The following is a 15959-nucleotide window of genomic DNA, read 5'->3' as shown; positions in this document are numbered from 1 at the left end:
TCGAGGAACGATTCCCGCTCGGAGCGGATCGAAGAGGCGGGCTTCGGCGTGAACCCGACGACGGACGACTTCCTACCGACACCTCCACATCCGCTGGACGACGTCCTCACTACGGCGCTCGAGGAACGAGTCGCTCTGCGCCCTCGGCGCGAGATCAGGCGGATTCGCGGAGCACCAGCTGGTGGCGGACCGTGCGGTGGACGTCCGGACCGCCCCGGGGGAGCTCGCCGGCGATCATGGCGACCGCGAGGTCGAGGGCGTGCCGCGCGAGCTCGTCGAGATCGACGGCGAGGGTGGTCAGAGTCGGTGCGAGCAGCCGCCCGATCGAGAGGCCGTCGATCCCGACCACCCGGACGTCGCCGGGCACGTCGACACCCGCCCGACGGCAGGCGGAGAGCACGCCGAGCGCGCAGAGGTCGTTGAACGCGACGATCGCGTCGGCGACCCGCGGCCGGGCGATGATCCGCTCGGTCGCGTCCGCGGCCGCCTGGGCGGTGGGGCCCTCGGCGCGGACGACGGAGGCCTCGAGTCCGCGCGCGGCGAAGGCCCGGATCAGCAGCTCGGCCCGCCGGCTCGGCCGGGCATCCCGCGAGACGTCGACGACCACCGGATTCCGCACGCCCGCTCCCGCCAGGTGCTCGGCCAGCGCCTCGACGGCGTCGGAGTGGTCGAGCAGCACCGCGGCGCGCAGCGGGTCGCCGGTCGGGTCGAGCTCGACGACGGGCACGGAGCCGAGCCGCTCGATCCACTCCGCGGCACGATCGCCGAAGGTGCCGATCACCGCATCGGTCTGCGCGCCCAGCGCCTGGATCATCCGGTCGGAGTCGGCGGCGAGGCCCACGTCCGCGAGCGACACGTTCCAGCCCCGCGCCGCCGCGACCCGGACGACGGCTGAGGCGAGCTCCGGCGACCACGGGTTCCGCAGGTCGTCGACGACGAGCCCGAGCTGGTGCTCGCCGCCGGTGACCAGGCCGCGGCCGAACCGCGACGGGCGGTAGGACAGCTGCTCCGCGGCGTCGAGGACCCGCCGCTTCGTCTCCTCGCTGATGCCCGGCATGCCGTTCATCGCGCGGGTGACGGTCTGGCGGGAGACCCCGGCGGCGGCCGCGACGTCGTGGATCGTCGCGCGGCCGCCGGCCTCGGCACCGTTCAGGCGCGGAGGTCGAGCCATGCCGTCTGCTCCGGAGTCAGCTCGATCGACAGGCCGCGCATCGACGAGCGCAGCTCGGTGATCGTGCGCGGCCCGAAGAGCGGGAAGGTGGGGAACGGCTGCGCGAGCACGTAGGCCAGCGCGATCGCCGTCGCTCCGACGCCGTGCTCGGCCGCCAGCTGCTCGGCCCGGCGCAGGCGCTCGAAGTTGTCCGGCCCGTAGTAGCAGCGCACCAGCTCGGCGTCGCTGGTGTCGTCGGGGCGGGCGCGGCCGGTGAAGAAGCCGCGGGCCTGCGAGGACCACGGCAGCAGTGGGATCTGCCGCTCGACCAGCCACTCCTTCGACGCCCGGTCGGTGACGTGGACGCAGCCCTCCCACGGCACGTCGTACGCCTCGGCCAGGCCGAAGTGGTCGCTCAGCGCCTGGAACCCGGCCCGCCCGTGAGTGCGGGCGTACTCCTGCGCCTCGTCGAAGCGCGCCGGCGTCCAGTTCGAGACGCCGTAGGCGCGGATCCGCCCGGCGCGCTGGTGCTCGTCCATCACGTCGACGAACTCACCCACCGGCACCTCGAGGTTGTCGCGGTGCATCAGGTAGATATCCGCGTAGTCGGTGCCCTGCCGCTCGAGGCTCTCGAGCAGCTGCCGGGAGAGCGACTCCGGATCGCAGTAGGGGGTGTGCGCGCCCTTGGTGATCACGACGACGTCCTCGCGGATGCCGCGGTTGCGGATCCACCGGCCGAGGCGGCCCTCCATCTCGCCGTCGCCGTAGATGTAGCCGGTGTCGAAGGCGGTGCCGCCCTGCTCGACGAACGCGTCGAAGATCGCCGAGGCGTGCGCCAGATCCGGCTGGTTGTCGACGCCCATCACGAGCCGCGACATCCGCTTGCCGACGCCGGGGATCTCCCCGAAGAGCATCGGGCTGTCCGACGCCGCGCGCAGCGGCCGCCCGGACACCGTCGGGATGTCCGCGGTCTCAGCCTCGAACGGGAAGCGCAGGCCGATCGCGGCGCGCCAGCGGTCGAGCGTGCGGGCCGTCGCGAGCGTCTCCTCGAGCGTCATCTGCGGCGCCTCGACCGAACCGGCCGCCAGTAGGTCGGTCGTCGCATCCGCCTCGAGCGCGTAGGGGCTCTCCCCCTCGAACGTGAGGATGCGCGGCTCCTCCCCGACAACGCTGATCTCGATGCCCGTGTCGGACGCACCGAACCACGGGTCGGCCACGTGCAGACGGCCGCGCGTGCCGTGGATCGTCAGGGCGTTCACGTCGTCGAGCGCCACGCCGGTGCGGAGGGTCGCGGTGATGCCGCCGCGGTAGGTCGCGCGGGCGACGCTCCACTCGTCGACACCGGTCGGGCCGAGGCTGCCCTTCGCGTCGAACTCGACGGGCTCGGCGACGGCGGCACCGGTCGCGGCCTGCACCACGGCCGCCGCGGCGGTGACGGTGTATCCGCCGACGTCGAGGACGCCTCCTCCGGCCGTCGCGACGTCGTACAGGCGGCCCTCGCGGGACGGGGTGCGGAAGGAGAAGGAGGCGTCGATGTGCACGACCTCGCCGATCGCGCCGTCGCGGACGAGCTCGAGCAGCGCGGCGGTCTGCGGGTGGAAGCGGTACATGTACGCCTCGACCAGCGGCAGACCCGCGTTGCGGGCGGCGTCGACCAGGGCCATCGCCGTGCCGTGGTTGACGGCGAGCGGCTTCTCGCAGAGCACGGCCTTGCCGGCCTCGAGCGCCTGCAGCACGAGCGCGGCGTGACCCGTGTGCACGGTGGAGATGTAGACCGCGGTGACCCGCGGATCGGCGAGGACCGCGGCGTAGTCGCCGGCAGTCGCGTCCGCGAAGCCGTGCTCGACTGCCTCGGCGGCGAAGGCCGCGGCGCGCCCCGGGTCGGAGCTGCCCGCCGCGACGAGCCGGGCGCCGCGGTCGCTCGCCGGGAGCTGGGAGAGGAACCGGCGCGCGATGCTGCCGGGGCCGAGCACCGCCCAGCCGGGTGCGGGAGTGGTCGGGGTGGAGTCGGTCATGGGTGACCCTTTCGCGGCGTCGTCGGCGTGAACGTTCACGCACCACGGTAGGCGGGCGGGAGGGGACGGTACAAGTGCGTCGCGGATCCTGCACGTGAACGTTCACCACGAGACCGGGGGCGCTCCCCCGCTGCTCGAGCGGCCGGGCGGCCGGGCGGCCGGGCGGAGGGAGGGTCGCCGAGATCGCTTTCGATGCCGAGCGCCGTCTCGGTCTCGGCGAGCGACGGCCGCGGCCCGACCCGGAGGTCGCCGAGGGCGTCTTTCCGCAGGTCGCCGAGGGCGTCGTTCCGCCGGAACACGTCGCCGTCACGGACGGACGGAGCACACAGGCAGCGGCGCCTCTGAGCAGCTCGCCTTCGTCGGGTTGTGGACTGCAGCGTTCCGTGGCGGTGTTCTGACATTGCTTCGTGTCGTCGGGGAGGCTCTAGGTGTTTGATCCTGAGCTGCGCGAACGCGATGCGTTTAGGAGCGGACGAGTCGCGCGATGGCGTCGGAGGCTTCTTGCAGCTTGGCCTTCGCATCGTCGCCGCCGGCGGCGGCGGCTTCGAGGACGCAGTGGTTGAGGTGGTCGTTCAGGAGGCCGAGTGCGACGGATTCGAGGGCGCTGGTCATCGCGGAGATCTGGGTGAGGATCTTGATGCAGTACTGCTCGTCTTCGACCATGTTCTGCAAGCCGCGGGCTTGTCCTTCGATGCGGCGCAGCCGGCGAAGGTACTGATCCTTGTCGGAGATGTAGCCGTGGGTTCCAGCGGTGTCGTCGTGCTCGGTGGTCTGCTCGGTCACGGTGTCCTCGTCCCCCCGGTGCTGGTGCAGCTCGTCCGCTGCTGCGCGGGTCGGACGGGTACGGAGAGGGTTTTCAGCCGCTCCGGCTGCTTTCTGCATACTCTAGGGGGGTATGCCCGGACGTCTTCTTCTGTCGCCCGGCGAGGAGTGACGTGCGGTTTCGGAGGTGTGGTTCATGAGCGATGGCATCGTTTCTCGGCTGTCCACACCGCTGATCCGCGCGGTGGTCGTCGTACTGACGCTGGCGGCTCTGCTGCTGGGCGTGTTCGCGATGCACTCCATGACGGGCAGCCACTCCGACGCTGCACTCTCCGCGGGGCACACGCACGCGCAGACCGGTGATCACGCCGACCCGGTGGCTGCGTCGACGGGCGGGATGGCTCTCGCGGCTGGCGCCGATCAGGGCGCGGTCGTGCCGATGGTGCCCTGTGATGACAGTTGCGCGATGGGGTGCGCGCTGATGGCGGCGACGTGCGTCATCGTGTTCTTCCTCGCGTCCCTGATCCTCCTGGCGCGGGTGCCGGCGGTGTTCGCGCGCGTGTTGGACGCGGGTCCGCGTCTTCTGCGGCTGGTGCCGCGCGCGAGGTTCCACGTGTATTTGCCGTCGTTGACGGTGTTGTCGATCAGTCGCACCTGATTCGCCCTGGTGTCGCAGCATCCGCTGCGACATCTTTACCGCGCCCGTAGGGCGTGGTTCCGGCGATTTCTGCAACCGACTGAATGGATACGACACTCATGAACACCAAGCGCACTCTTCTCGCCTCGACTCTCGCTCTGGCCACCGCGATCACTCTCTCCGCCTGCTCGGACAGCTCCTCCGAGATGAGCGGCATGGAGGGGATGGGCGACAGCAGCTCCTCCGCGTCTGCCGCCCCGTCCTCGTCCGCCGACGCGTCGGAGGCGGACTTCAACGACCAGGACGTGATGTTCGCGCAGATGATGAAGCCTCACCACGAGCAGGCGGTGGAGATGTCCGACATGATCCTCGCGAAGGACGGCATCAGCACTGAAGTGACCGACCTGGCGACGCAGATCAAGGAAGCGCAGGGTCCGGAGATCTCTCAGCTCGAGGAGTGGATCACCGCGTGGGGGGCTGAGGATTCGATGTCGGGCATGGATCACAGCATGGACGGGATGATGTCCGACGAGGACATGTCCGCGCTGGAGAGCGCGACCGGCGCCGAGGCGGAGAAGCTGTTCCTCGAGCAGATGATGATGCACCACGAAGATGCTGTGGAGATGGCGCAGACCGAGGTCGATAAGGGCCAGAACGCGGACGCGATCGAGATGGCGGAGATGATCGTGCAGACGCAGACGGAGGAGATTGCGACCATGCAGGACCTCCTCGCGTCCCGCTGACCCGCCTTCTCTGACGCCCCTTCCCCCTCCTCCTGGGCAGGCGCAGCGCTGCTGCGTCGCGCCCGGGCGCGCGCGATACCGCCGCGCCCCGGTGGGGGTCGCCGTACCTGGCGATCCCCACCCCTCTTCTTCTTCGCGCCCATCGAGGGCGCTCGAACCAGAAACGTTCCCCATGCACCACACCCCTCTTCACCCCCGTCCGCTTCGGTCGGGAGCTGCCCGGTGAACGCCGCGTCGATGAGTGACCCGCGCCGCCGTGACCTGCACCGCACCCGGACCCGCACCCGCGAGACGTCCCCGCGGCAGGCTGCGCTGACGCTCGGGCGCCGGGCGACGTACACGGCGCCCTCCCGCGCGGAAGCGCACGCGATGCAGCAGGCCGCGCGCGCCGCGGCCCGCCCGCGACCGCTCCCGCCGGGCACGGCCACGATGCGGCCGCGTCTGGCCGGGGTGTCCGCGATGACTCTCGTCACGATGATCGCGGTGACCTCCTCCATGCCCGCGTTCGCCGTCGAGGGCACCCCGACCACGACCGCGGCCCTGGCCGCCGCGAGCGAGGTGCAGCCGCAGACGTTCGTCGCGGCCGGCGCCGTTCAGCTCACCGTCACCCGGGACGCGTTCGGCGCGGAAGCCAAACCCGAGGTGCTGGTGACCGCCGCTGTCGCCACGGAACTCGTGGACGACGCATCGGAGGACTCCGCTGCGTCCATCGAGGACAGCGGTATCCCGGCTGCTGCCTGGCGGGTGCCGGTCGCGGGCCGCATCTCGAGCACGTTCGGTCCGCGCCCGGATGCTCCGGTCGCGGGAGTGAGCGCGTTCCACAAGGGCACCGACCTCGCCGCCCCCTGCGGAACCCCCGTGGTCGCCGCCATCGGCGGCACCGTCGAGGAAGCCGGCTACGCCGGCAGCTACGGCAACTGGATCTTGCTGGAGAGCAGCGGCGGCATCGAGACGGGCTACGCGCACAACAGCGACCTGCTCGTGAACGTGGGCGACACGGTCGCCGCCGGCGACCTCATCGCGCTTGTGGGCTCCACCGGGGCCTCGTCCGGCTGCCACCTGCACTTCGAGACCCGCGTCGACGGGAGCCCCGTGGACCCGGAAGGGTTTATGAGCGATCTGGGTGTCGGTCTTGGCTGAGCCGCGCACCAGGCCCGCACGCCGGGCGGGCGCCGCGGCGGTGCTTGGGTTCGCCGTCACCGCATCCCTGTTCCTCAGCGCGCCGGCCTCGCAGGCGGCGGAGTACCCGAGTTGGGAGCAGGTGCAGAGCGCTCGCGCGAGCGAGGCGAGCACGCAAACGCAGATCACCGAGCTGACCGGTCTGCTGCAAAGCTTGGAGGCGGACGTCGCCACGGCGCAGCGCGAGCAGCAGCAGCGCGGCGAAGCGTATGAGCGAGCTCAGGGCGCCTACGACCGGGCGAATCACCGCGCGGCGACGTTGCAGGAGCAAGCGGACGCCGCCTCCGCCCGCGCCGACACGTCACAGGTGCAGGCGGGCCGTCTCGCAGCATCCCTGTCCCGCACCGCCGGCTCGAACCTCACCCTGTCGCTGCTGACCGGGAAGGACAGCAGTAGCCTCCTGAACCAGCTCGCGACGATGAGCAAACTGGCCGAGAAGACGGACACGATCTACGCGACCGCGACCGCGGACGCGAACACTGCTCAGGCGCTCACCGAGCAGGCGGACATCGCCACGGCGGAGCTGGGCGAGCTGGCGAGCGCGTCGCAGAACGCGTTGGCCGACGCGATCGCGGCCAGCGACGCGGTGCAGCAGCGCCGCGACGAGCAGGCCGTGAACGCGGCCACGTTGCAGGCGCAGCTCAGCGTCCTCACCGAGGACCGCGCAGCGACCGAAGCCGACTATCAGCGCGGCGAGGACGCACGGCGTGCAGCCGAAGCGGCCGCCGCCGCGCAGGCCGCGCAAGCCGCCGCCGCCCGCGCCGCGCAAGCCGCCGCCACCGCCGTCCGCACCGCGCCCGCACCCGTGTCCGGTGGGAACGCCCCCGTCTCCCGCCCGGCCGCCCCGGCCGCCGGCAGTGCGGCGCCGGTGCCGTCAGGGTCCGGGTGGGTGAGGCCGGTGTCGGGGTGGATCAGTTCCGCGTTCGGGCCGCGCCCGAACCGTCCGGTCGCCGGAGTCGGGTCCTTCCACTACGGCACCGACCTCGCGGCCGGCTGCGGAGTGCCCATCTCCGCCGCATCCGCCGGGACCGTCGCCTACTCCGGGCCGCTGGGCTCCTACGGCAACTGGGTGCTCCTGGATCACGGAAACGGCATCCAGACCGGCTACGCCCACAACAGCACCAACCTCGTCTCCGTCGGGCAGAGCGTCACCGCCGGGCAGAGCATCGCCCTCGTGGGTTCCACCGGAGCGTCCTCCGGCTGCCACCTCCACTACGAGACCCGCATCAGCGGCGCCCGCGTCGACCCCGAACCCTTCATGAGCGCCCGAGGAGTCACCCTTGGCTGACCACCCGCCCCGTCCACACCGCCGATACCGTCTCGCCATCGCCGTCGGCGCCGTGACGGTGGCGCTGCTCAGCGGCTGCGCTACCTCAGACCGTGCGGAGACCGGCGCGCTCGTCGCCGCGCCGGCAGGGCTCGAGCACGTGCACGGGCTGGGCTGGGATCCGGTGACCGGACTCACCTACGCGGCCGCGCACTCGGGAGTGTGGGTGATCCCCACCGACACCCTCCCGGACACCTACCCCACCAGCGCCGCCACCAGCGCGGACGAGGGGCCGATCGGGGGGCGGGCGCAGGACACGATGGGGTTCACGATCACCCCGGAGGGCGTATTTTACGCCTCCGGGCATCCCGACCCCGCCGAGACGTCAGCGTCGGGCCCGAATCTGGGCCTGATCCGCAGCACCGACGCGGCCGCGACCTGGGAGCCGCTGTCCCTCAGCGGAGAGACGGACTTCCACGACCTCGCGACCGTCGCCCTCACGGGCACGGCCACCCGCGTCTACGGATATGACGCGGGTAGCGCCACAATCCGCCGCAGCGACGACTCTGGAACGAGCTGGACGTCGACGGTGCAGCTGGCGCTGCGGGATCTGAGCACTGATCCAGAACGCCCCGATCGGGTGTTCGCAACCACCGAGACGGGCTTGCAGGTCAGCGATGACGCCGGGATCACGTTCCAGCCTGTTCCCGACGCTCCCGCGCTGTATCTCGTGGAGAGCAGCGCGGCCGGGGCGCTGGTCGGCGTCGACGTCGACGGAACGGTGTGGACGGGCAGCGCCGACGGTGGCTGGGAGAGCCATGGAGCTCTCACGGGAACCCCGGAGGCGTTCGCGATTGTCGACGGCGAGGAGAGGTGGGTCCTTGCCGCCGATGATCGCGGCATCGTCGCCAGCCGCGACTACGGCCTCACCTGGACGGTGCTACGCCCGTCCTTCTAACGAGACCCTCCGCTCAGCCGCCGTACCAGGCGCCAAACCCCTTCACCTTCCACCCATCGCACACTCACGAATTGCTTCACTCGCTGGAGCCGACAAGGAAACGACGACCATGAACGATGACATGACGGATATGACGTCCATGCAACCCGCGTTCCCGGACTGGCTGACACCCGTGTCCTGGTTCTTCGTCGCGCTGGGAGTACTGAGCGCGATCGTGGTTCTGTACGAGATCGTCGGTCGGCGGCACCATCAAAGCAACGGCGCAATGAACCTGGTGTGGCCTGTCGCGGCGCTGTTTCTGGGGCCGGCCGCCGTCTGGGCGTTCCGCAGATGGGGCAGGGACCGCCCCGCCACGTCCTCGCCTTCTGAGGTCGGGTCGGATGGTCGTCTCAGCCGCGACGCTGTCGCGGGAAGCGCGCCCGGTGGTGCAGCGGCGACGGTCGGGCACTTCATCGGGGTGCCGCTCGTCGTGGCGAGCGGCCTGACCATCGCCGGCACGAACCTGTGGGTGCTGATCATCGTCATCGCCCTGTTGGCGATCGGGCTGCTGTTCGTCTTCGAGTACTTCTTCGCCGCGCCTGCGTCCCGCGGTACCGCGGGACGACGTGCTGGGGTGGCGCTGGTGGCGGCGGTACTGACGGTGGTGGCTTTCGATCTGGGCATGGGCGGCTGGATGCTTCTCATGCATTTCGGGAACTTCATGCCGGCTCCGACCGATATCCGGTTCCTCTTCCTCATGCAGATCGGGCTCGTCCTCGGATTCCTCACCGCCTACCCGATGGTTCGGGAACTGCTTCGCCGCCGCGCAATAGCCGTGTGAACGGTCCCGCAGCGTCCGGGCTCTCGGGACCGGACGCTGCGGCTCCTGCTGGGGCGGCTACGACAGCGTGGTGACCTCGTGACGCGATGCCTGCGGCTGCGGGGCACCGTCTCCCCGTCGATTAAGCGCTGACCGCGTGCTGGCTTGAGGGGTGAGGTCCAGGCGGCGCAGCAGCTGCGCGTTCACGGCGACGACGACGGTCGACGCGGACATCAGCAAAGCACCGACCGACATTGGCAGCACGAATCCGATCGGGGCGAGTACACCGGCGGCCAGGGGGACGGAGAGGAGGTTGTAGCCGGCTGCCCACCACAGGTTCTGCTTCATCTTCCGGAAGCTCGCCCGGGACAGCTCGATCACGGACAGCACCGACCGGGGGTCATCGGAGGCCAGGATCACCCCGGCGGACGCGATCGCGACATCGGTCCCCGCGCCGATCGCGATCCCCACATCGGCTTGCGCAAGAGCGGGAGCGTCGTTGACGCCGTCGCCGACCATCGCGACCCGTCGGCCCTCGCGCTGCAACTCGATGACCTTCGCGGCCTTGTCCTCCGGCTTCACGCCGGCGAACACCCGGTCGATGCCGAGCTCCTCGCCCACGGTGCGGGCGACCGCTTCCGCGTCGCCGGTGATCATGACCACCTGCACGCCGATCGCGTGCAGCGCGTCGACAGCCTGCCGGGACTCCTCCCGCACCTCATCCGCCAGCCCAAGAGCACCGATGACCTGCCCACCAGACATGACGTGAAGGATGATCATCCCCTCCGCCTCCCACGCGCGCGTCTGCTCGAGCGCGGCAGCTTCGTGCGCGTGCAGCATCGACGGGCCCCCCACGCTCACCGACCGGCCCCCGACCTGCGCCGTGACACCCACAGCGGTCGACGCCTGGAAACCGGTCGCTGCCGGCACCCGCACATCGCGGCTGTTCGCAGCTCCCACGATTGCCCGAGCGAGGGGATGCTCACTGTCCGCCTCGACCGCCGCGGCGACCGCGAGCAGCTGCTCCTCGGTCACACCCTCGACGGTGTGCACGGCGGCAAGAGTGGGCTCGCCCTTGGTCAGGGTGCCGGTCTTGTCGAACAGGACCGTGGTCACCGTGCGCATGCTCTCCAACGCGAGACGGTCCTTGACGAGGACGCCGCCCTTCGCGGCGCGCTCGGTCGCGATGGACACCACCAGAGGGATCGCGAGCCCCAGCGCGTGCGGGCACGCGATCACCAGGACCGTGATCGTGCGGATCACCGCATCATCCGGACTGCCCAGCAGCGACCACACGATCGCAGTGATCACCCCGGCACCCAACGCGAACCAGAACAGCCACCCCGCCGCGACATCCGCGATGCGCTGCGCCCTCGAGGAGGAGTTCTGCGCCTCGGTGACCAGGCGCTGGATGCCGGCGAGAGCGGTGTCGTCCCCGACCGCCGTCACCTCCACCCGCAGGGCCGTGTCCGTGGCGACCGTGCCGGCGACGACCATCGACCCCGGCCCACGACTGACCGCCCGGGACTCCCCGGTGATCATCGACTCGTCCACATCAGCGGTGCCCTCGATCACTCGCCCATCCGCCGGCACCCGGCCGCCGGGACGCACGATCACGACGTCGCCCTGCACCAGATCCGCAGGAGACACCTTCTCCACGCCGCTCTCGCGCACCCGCTCCGCCTCATCCGGCAGCAGCGCCGCCAGAGAATCCAGAGCCGAGGACGTCTGCGCGAGGGAGCGCATCTCGATCCAGTGCCCGAGCAGCATGATCACGATCAGCAGCGCGAGCTCCCACCAGAAATCGAGCTCGTGATCCAGCACACCCAGGCTCGCACCCCACGACGCGAGGAACGCGACCGTGATCGCCAACGCGATCAGCAGCATCATCCCCGGCGTCCTCGAGCGCAGCTCCGACACCGCCCCCTGCAGGAAGGGCCGGCCGCCCCAGACGTACATCACCGTCCCGAGCACCGGCGAGATCCAGCCGACCCCCGCAACGTCGGGGAGGGAGTAGCCCAGGATCATCGAGAACATGCCGCTGAACACGACCACCGGCACCGCGAACACCAGCATGATCCAGAACAACCGCCGGAACTGGCCGACATGATCGCCGTGGCCGCCGTGGCCGCCGTGGCCGGCAGCGCCCGCCGTCATGTTGTGGCCTGCGTGAGGATCAGGCGCTCCGCGCATCTGGTGCCCGGCGTGCCCGTCAGGGGCCGTACTCACGTGATGACCTGTCCTTCCCGCGTCGACGTCGCGTGCTTCGACGGTGCGGTGAGCACTCTCGTGCTCGTCATCGTGCAGGTGGTGCTGCGCCATCATGACTCCTTCCGGCCGCTTCCGGCCTGATCCGACGGTATACCCCCCGGGGGTATCAGACAACGGGGTGATCGGGCGGAAGATTCCCGACTTGAACGAAGATGTCGGGGCAGGGGCAACGCACCACATCGATACGGGATGGGTTGGGCGGGTGCCTAGGCTGAGCGCATGAGTGACTCCAACCCGTCTGGCACGCCGTCGCCCGTCCCGGAGCGCCCCCGCTGGGTGAAGGTGTTCATGGTCGTCGTCGTCGTCCTCGCGATCGGCTTCATCGTCGTGCACCTGCTCACCGGCGGCGGGGCGCAGATGATGAATCATTGATGATGCTCGGCCCGCGAGCTCGCCGAGTCGCCCTCACCGTCCACGTCCTGGTGTCCGTGGGCTGGTTCGGCGCGGTGGGCGCGTTCCTCGCGATCGCGCTCGTCGGAGCGACCAGCAGCGACCCCTTCACGGTCCGAAGCGCCTACTTGGCGTTGGACCCGCTGGGGACGTTCGTCATCATCCCGTTCGCCCTCGCCTCCCTCGCCACCGGAATCCTGCAAGGCCTCGGAACGCACTGGGGACTGGTGCGCCACTACTGGGTGGCGATCAAGCTGTGGCTGAGTGTCTTCGCAACCGCAGTCCTCCTGCTGCACACGCGCCTCATCGAGACGATGTCCCTCGCCGCCCGCCACGGGCTCATCCCCTCCACGCTCGAGGGAACCCGCACGCAACTGGTCGTCGCGACCGCCGGCGGCGCCGTCGTTCTCGTGGTTATCACCGCCCTGTCCGTCCTCAAGCCTCGCGGCCGCACCCGGATCGGGCTGAGAGCAACCCGAACGACCTGACCGGCGTTGAGTTCCGGCGTGTCAGCGCCGAGACAATGAGGAGGCGCGGGGGTGATCGCTGCCCGGGCGCAGCGCTATCCAGAGCCCGCACCGCCGGCACACGTACGCGGCGCCATCGTTGAGTGCGTGAACCTGACGTCGACGGCGGGCCCGTCCGCAGCAGGAACAGGTGACGGAGGAATCAGGGTTCACGGGCAGCGATCGCTTCCACGAGCTGCTCCGTCGTCGGAAGACCCGCCAGCCCGCTCGGCGTGAAGTAGATCCGACAGGCAAGATCCGTGGTCCGCCCGCCCGACGGGAACAGGTCTTCCCCGTCGAGGGTGATCGTCGGGGAACCCGCGAAAGCGACGCCGGCGGCGTCCTCCGGTGTCGCCAGAAGCCGGTAGGTGACGGGGATGTCGGAGTGGCCGGTGGACTTCAGCGCCTGGTCCAGGCGAGGGCCGACGTCCTTCCAGTTCGGGCAGTCGTCGATGTGAAGAACCTCGATCATCATTCTCCGATCATCCTCCCGCCGTGCGCGTCGCACCCGAGGAGAGCACTTCTGAGGTTGAGGGTGTCTGCCCCGGAACATCGATCGTCAGCCCGCTCGTGGCTCGCCTGTCGGCGCCCGCTCTAGTCATCGTCATCGTCGTCTTCTACGAGCTCGCCTTCCCAGGCCTCGCGTCCCTCGTGAATGGCGAAGAGAGCGATGACGAACCCTGCAACCGGGTCAAGCCACGCGGCTCCAGTGAGGGCGTAGAGGACGAGCCCGACGAGGGTGGAGACGCTTAACAGCACGCAGATCCGAGTCTCCGCTGCGTCCGCGAGGATCAGGGGGTCTCCGAGCCTCTTCCCGACACGCGTTTTCACCGCCGCAAGGACCGGCATGACGATGATCGAGAGGATCAGGAGCACGATGCTGACCGGGGAGGACTCGGGAGCGTCACCCGCGATCAGGCTGCGGATGCCCTCGATGCTCACGTAGGCGGCGAGGAGGAAGAACGTCACGGCAACGAACTTCAACGTGCGCCGCTCCTTCGCTTCGTCCGCCTCACCATGCCGCAGCCGCGCCGCCAGGCGCAGCCCTACCAGCACGGCGGCGATCGACTCGATGCCGGAGTCGATGCCGAACCCGATCACGGACACGAGTCCCGCGGCGATACCGGCCGCGATCGCGACGATGCCCTCGATGACGTTGTAGGCGACGGTGAACTGCGCCAGGCGCAGCCCGCGTCGGGTCAGCTGTTCGGTCTCGGCGGGGGTGAGTGCGCTCATTCGGTGGTCCTCTCGGGGCGGGGGTGACGGGTCAGATGGGGAGGACGAATCCGTTGATCAGGTTCTGGAGGCGGTAGATCAACTGGGTCCACAGGCCGCTGACCATGGCGGTGCCGATGAGGATGAGTAGCCCTCCGCCGAGGAGGTTGATGGTGCGGATGTGGCGTTTGAGGAAGCTGGTCGCGGTGGCGGCCCAGGAGAATCCGAGGGCGATCAGCAGGAACGGCAGTCCCAGGCCCAGGCAGTACAGCAGGCCGAGGAACGCGCCGCGGCCGGCGGAGGCGCCGTCCAGGCTCAGCGCGGAGATCGCGGCGAGGGTGGGCCCGAAGCAGGGTGTCCAGCCGAGCCCGAACACGACACCGAGCAGGGGTGCTCCGGCGAGTCCGGTCGCGGGTTTCCAGCGGGGGCGGATGGTGCGTTGCAGGAACCGGACCTGCCCGATGAACACGACGCCCATGAGGATCACGAGCAGTCCGAGGATGCGGGTGACGGTGTCCTGCCATTCGAGCAGCCATGTCCCGAGGGCGCCGAACGCGGCGCCGTAGGCGATGAAGACGACGGCGAAACCGGCGATGAACAGGCCCACTCCGGCGACGAGGCGGCGCCGGCTGCCTGTGGCGAGGTCGGGGTTTCCGCCGATGTAGGCGAGGTAGCCGGGGACGAGGGGGAGCACGCACGGGGACGCGAACGAGACGAGGCCGGCGAGGACCGCGATGGGCGCGGCGAGCAGGAGTTGGCCGCTGAACACAGCCTCTCCCCAGTTCACGATGCCGCCTCCGCGATGGTGTCCGCGATGAGGGTGTCGAGGATGGAGCGGGCGGTGACCCGGCCGAGGATCCGCGCGGCGGGTCGGCCGTCGACGTCGAGCACGAGGGTGGTAGGGACGGCGTTCGCGGCGAACTTCCCAGAGAACGCGAGGGCCACGGCGGCGTCGGTATCGATGATCGAGGGGTAGGTGATGCCGTAGGTGTTCGCGAACGAGGTGGCGGTGTCGGCTTGGTCGCGAACGTTGACACCGAGAAACGCCGCTCCGTTCCCGTCGTACTGCTCGTGCAGCGCTTGCAGGTCGGGTGCTTCGGCGCGGCAGGGGGCGCAGGCGGCGTACCAGAAGTTCACGACGAGCACCTGCCCGCGGTAATCCTCGGAGCTGATCGCGTCGCCCGTTTCGCTCGTTCCGGCGAAGTCGACCGGCTCGCCGCGGCTGCCGACAGGCCATTCGATGACGGTGCCGTCACCGGCGACGTAGTTCTTGTTCGACCCGCCGCGGTACTGCTCCGCGAGGTCGTCCCGCGCGCATCCGCTGGTCCCGATGCCGATCATCGCGAGCGGGGGAAGGGCCAGCAGGGCGCGGCGGCTGAGGGCGCTCACGAGGCGAGAGCGGCGTCGAGAGCGGCCTGGATGTCTTCGAGGCGTTCGAGCTGGATCGCCTCGTCGTTGACGAAGATCGTCGGCGTGCCCTGCACCCCCAGGTCCTTGCCCGCCTCGAAATCAAAGCGCACCCGCTCGAGCGTCGACGGGTCGGCCACATCCGCGTCGTACTGCTCCAGGTCGAGGCCGATCTCCTCCGCGAAGCCGCGGAACACGTCGGCCTTGGAGTCTTGGCTCTCGCCCCAGCTCGCCTGCGTCTGGAACATCCGGTCGTACATCTCCTCGAACCGGTCCTGCCGCGCTGCTGCCTCGACGGCGAGAGCGGCATTCTCGGAGTTGCGATGCGAGGGAATCGGGAAGTAGCGGGTCGCGAAGGTGACCCGGCCTGCGTACTCCTCACGCAGCTGCTCGATGGTCGGGTAGACGGCCGCGCAGACCTCGCACTCGAAGTCGAGGAACTCGACCAGCGTCACCTTCCCGTCCTCCGCCTGATCGAGCATGTGGGTGTTCTGCTCGAGGACGGGCGTCGCGGCGGCGACCTCTTCGCGGGAGGCGGAGAAGGGCCGGAAGATCGCGATCGCGGCGATGACCGCGACGACGAAGACAGCCGCGGCGATGGCGATCAGGTTGACCTTGGTGCTGGTTTTCACGGGTGGTGCTTTCTGTCAGGCCGGTGGT

At 70.0% G+C, this 15959-nt stretch carries 17 protein-coding genes; 8 read left to right on the top strand and 9 right to left on the bottom strand.

What is annotated here, in order from left to right; all coding sequences use genetic code 11:
- Positions 1-154: 154 nt before the first annotated feature.
- From C5C55_RS08645 to C5C55_RS08635, 3 genes are all read right to left on the bottom strand, one after another.
- Entirely contained in the window at positions 155-1171 is a 1017-nt protein-coding gene (locus C5C55_RS08645) for a LacI family DNA-binding transcriptional regulator (protein WP_104233624.1), read from the bottom strand.
- Positions 1150-3165, bottom strand: coding sequence for an aldo/keto reductase (locus tag C5C55_RS08640; protein WP_104233623.1), 2016 nt, complete (start codon positions 3163-3165; stop codon positions 1150-1152). The genes C5C55_RS08645 and C5C55_RS08640 overlap by 22 nt, the downstream gene beginning before the upstream one ends.
- A gap of 462 nt (positions 3166-3627) precedes the next feature.
- Complete coding sequence (locus C5C55_RS08635; RefSeq protein WP_104233622.1) at positions 3628-3948, bottom strand: metal-sensitive transcriptional regulator; 321 nt, start codon at positions 3946-3948, stop codon at positions 3628-3630.
- A gap of 175 nt (positions 3949-4123) precedes the next feature.
- Here C5C55_RS08635 and C5C55_RS08630 point away from each other — a divergent pair, with 175 nt between their 5' ends.
- The 6 genes from C5C55_RS08630 to C5C55_RS16565 all read left to right on the top strand — a co-directional run bounded on the left by C5C55_RS08630 (position 4124) and on the right by C5C55_RS16565 (position 9531).
- The gene (locus C5C55_RS08630) at positions 4124-4585 is read left to right on the top strand and encodes a hypothetical protein (protein ID WP_146080915.1); all 462 of its coding nucleotides are present in this window, start codon (positions 4124-4126) and stop codon (positions 4583-4585) included.
- A gap of 185 nt (positions 4586-4770) precedes the next feature.
- Positions 4771-5307, top strand: a complete 537-nt coding sequence (locus C5C55_RS08625; RefSeq protein ID WP_258072523.1) for a DUF305 domain-containing protein — start codon at positions 4771-4773, stop codon at positions 5305-5307.
- 237 nt (positions 5308-5544) lie between these two features.
- On the top strand, positions 5545-6447 hold the full coding sequence (locus C5C55_RS08620; RefSeq protein ID WP_146080914.1) for a M23 family metallopeptidase: 903 nt from the start codon (positions 5545-5547) through the stop codon (positions 6445-6447).
- Positions 6431-7774, top strand: coding sequence for a M23 family metallopeptidase (locus C5C55_RS08615; RefSeq protein WP_104233618.1), 1344 nt, complete (start codon positions 6431-6433; stop codon positions 7772-7774). The genes C5C55_RS08620 and C5C55_RS08615 overlap by 17 nt, the downstream gene beginning before the upstream one ends.
- The gene (locus C5C55_RS16570) at positions 7767-8711 is read left to right on the top strand and encodes a F510_1955 family glycosylhydrolase (RefSeq protein WP_181067818.1); all 945 of its coding nucleotides are present in this window, start codon (positions 7767-7769) and stop codon (positions 8709-8711) included. The genes C5C55_RS08615 and C5C55_RS16570 overlap by 8 nt, the downstream gene beginning before the upstream one ends.
- A gap of 109 nt (positions 8712-8820) precedes the next feature.
- Positions 8821-9531, top strand: a complete 711-nt coding sequence (locus C5C55_RS16565) for a DUF4396 domain-containing protein (RefSeq protein ID WP_181067817.1) — start codon at positions 8821-8823, stop codon at positions 9529-9531.
- A gap of 57 nt (positions 9532-9588) precedes the next feature.
- Here the strand turns inward: C5C55_RS16565 and C5C55_RS08605 are convergent, their stop codons facing one another.
- The gene (locus C5C55_RS08605; protein WP_104233616.1) at positions 9589-11835 is read right to left on the bottom strand and encodes a heavy metal translocating P-type ATPase; all 2247 of its coding nucleotides are present in this window, start codon (positions 11833-11835) and stop codon (positions 9589-9591) included.
- A gap of 165 nt (positions 11836-12000) precedes the next feature.
- Between C5C55_RS08605 and C5C55_RS16560 the strand changes: the two genes are divergently transcribed.
- Both C5C55_RS16560 and C5C55_RS08600 read left to right on the top strand, forming a co-directional pair.
- Positions 12001-12153 (top strand): hypothetical protein, encoded by a 153-nt coding sequence (locus C5C55_RS16560; protein WP_157603228.1) that lies wholly within the window; start codon positions 12001-12003, stop codon positions 12151-12153.
- Positions 12153-12659 (top strand): DUF2269 domain-containing protein, encoded by a 507-nt coding sequence (locus C5C55_RS08600; RefSeq protein WP_219812995.1) that lies wholly within the window; start codon positions 12153-12155, stop codon positions 12657-12659. Before C5C55_RS16560 ends, C5C55_RS08600 begins: the two co-directional genes overlap by 1 nt.
- A gap of 181 nt (positions 12660-12840) precedes the next feature.
- Here C5C55_RS08600 and C5C55_RS08595 read toward each other — a convergent pair whose 3' ends face one another.
- The 5 genes from C5C55_RS08595 to C5C55_RS08575 all read right to left on the bottom strand — a co-directional run bounded on the left by C5C55_RS08595 (position 12841) and on the right by C5C55_RS08575 (position 15931).
- Positions 12841-13152: a hypothetical protein gene (locus C5C55_RS08595; protein WP_055794463.1), complete on the bottom strand. Its 312-nt coding sequence runs from the start codon at positions 13150-13152 to the stop codon at positions 12841-12843.
- 119 nt (positions 13153-13271) lie between these two features.
- Positions 13272-13913 carry a cation diffusion facilitator family transporter gene (locus tag C5C55_RS08590; RefSeq protein WP_055794460.1) on the bottom strand — a complete coding sequence of 214 codons (642 nt, stop codon included), beginning with the start codon at positions 13911-13913 and terminating at the stop codon, positions 13272-13274.
- A 31-nt stretch (positions 13914-13944) separates the two neighbouring features.
- Complete coding sequence (locus C5C55_RS08585; RefSeq protein WP_181067816.1) at positions 13945-14679, bottom strand: cytochrome c biogenesis CcdA family protein; 735 nt, start codon at positions 14677-14679, stop codon at positions 13945-13947.
- Positions 14676-15281: a TlpA disulfide reductase family protein gene (locus C5C55_RS08580; RefSeq protein WP_104233615.1), complete on the bottom strand. Its 606-nt coding sequence runs from the start codon at positions 15279-15281 to the stop codon at positions 14676-14678. Before C5C55_RS08580 ends, C5C55_RS08585 begins: the two co-directional genes overlap by 4 nt.
- The gene (locus C5C55_RS08575; RefSeq protein ID WP_082481720.1) at positions 15278-15931 is read right to left on the bottom strand and encodes a thioredoxin domain-containing protein; all 654 of its coding nucleotides are present in this window, start codon (positions 15929-15931) and stop codon (positions 15278-15280) included. Before C5C55_RS08575 ends, C5C55_RS08580 begins: the two co-directional genes overlap by 4 nt.
- Positions 15932-15959 lie beyond the last annotated feature (28 nt).

It is taken from the genome of Rathayibacter sp. AY1C2, from assembly GCF_002931195.1.
Taxonomy (GTDB): Bacteria; Actinomycetota; Actinomycetes; order Actinomycetales; family Microbacteriaceae; genus Rathayibacter.
This window is presented reverse-complemented; position numbering and strand designations above follow the sequence as displayed.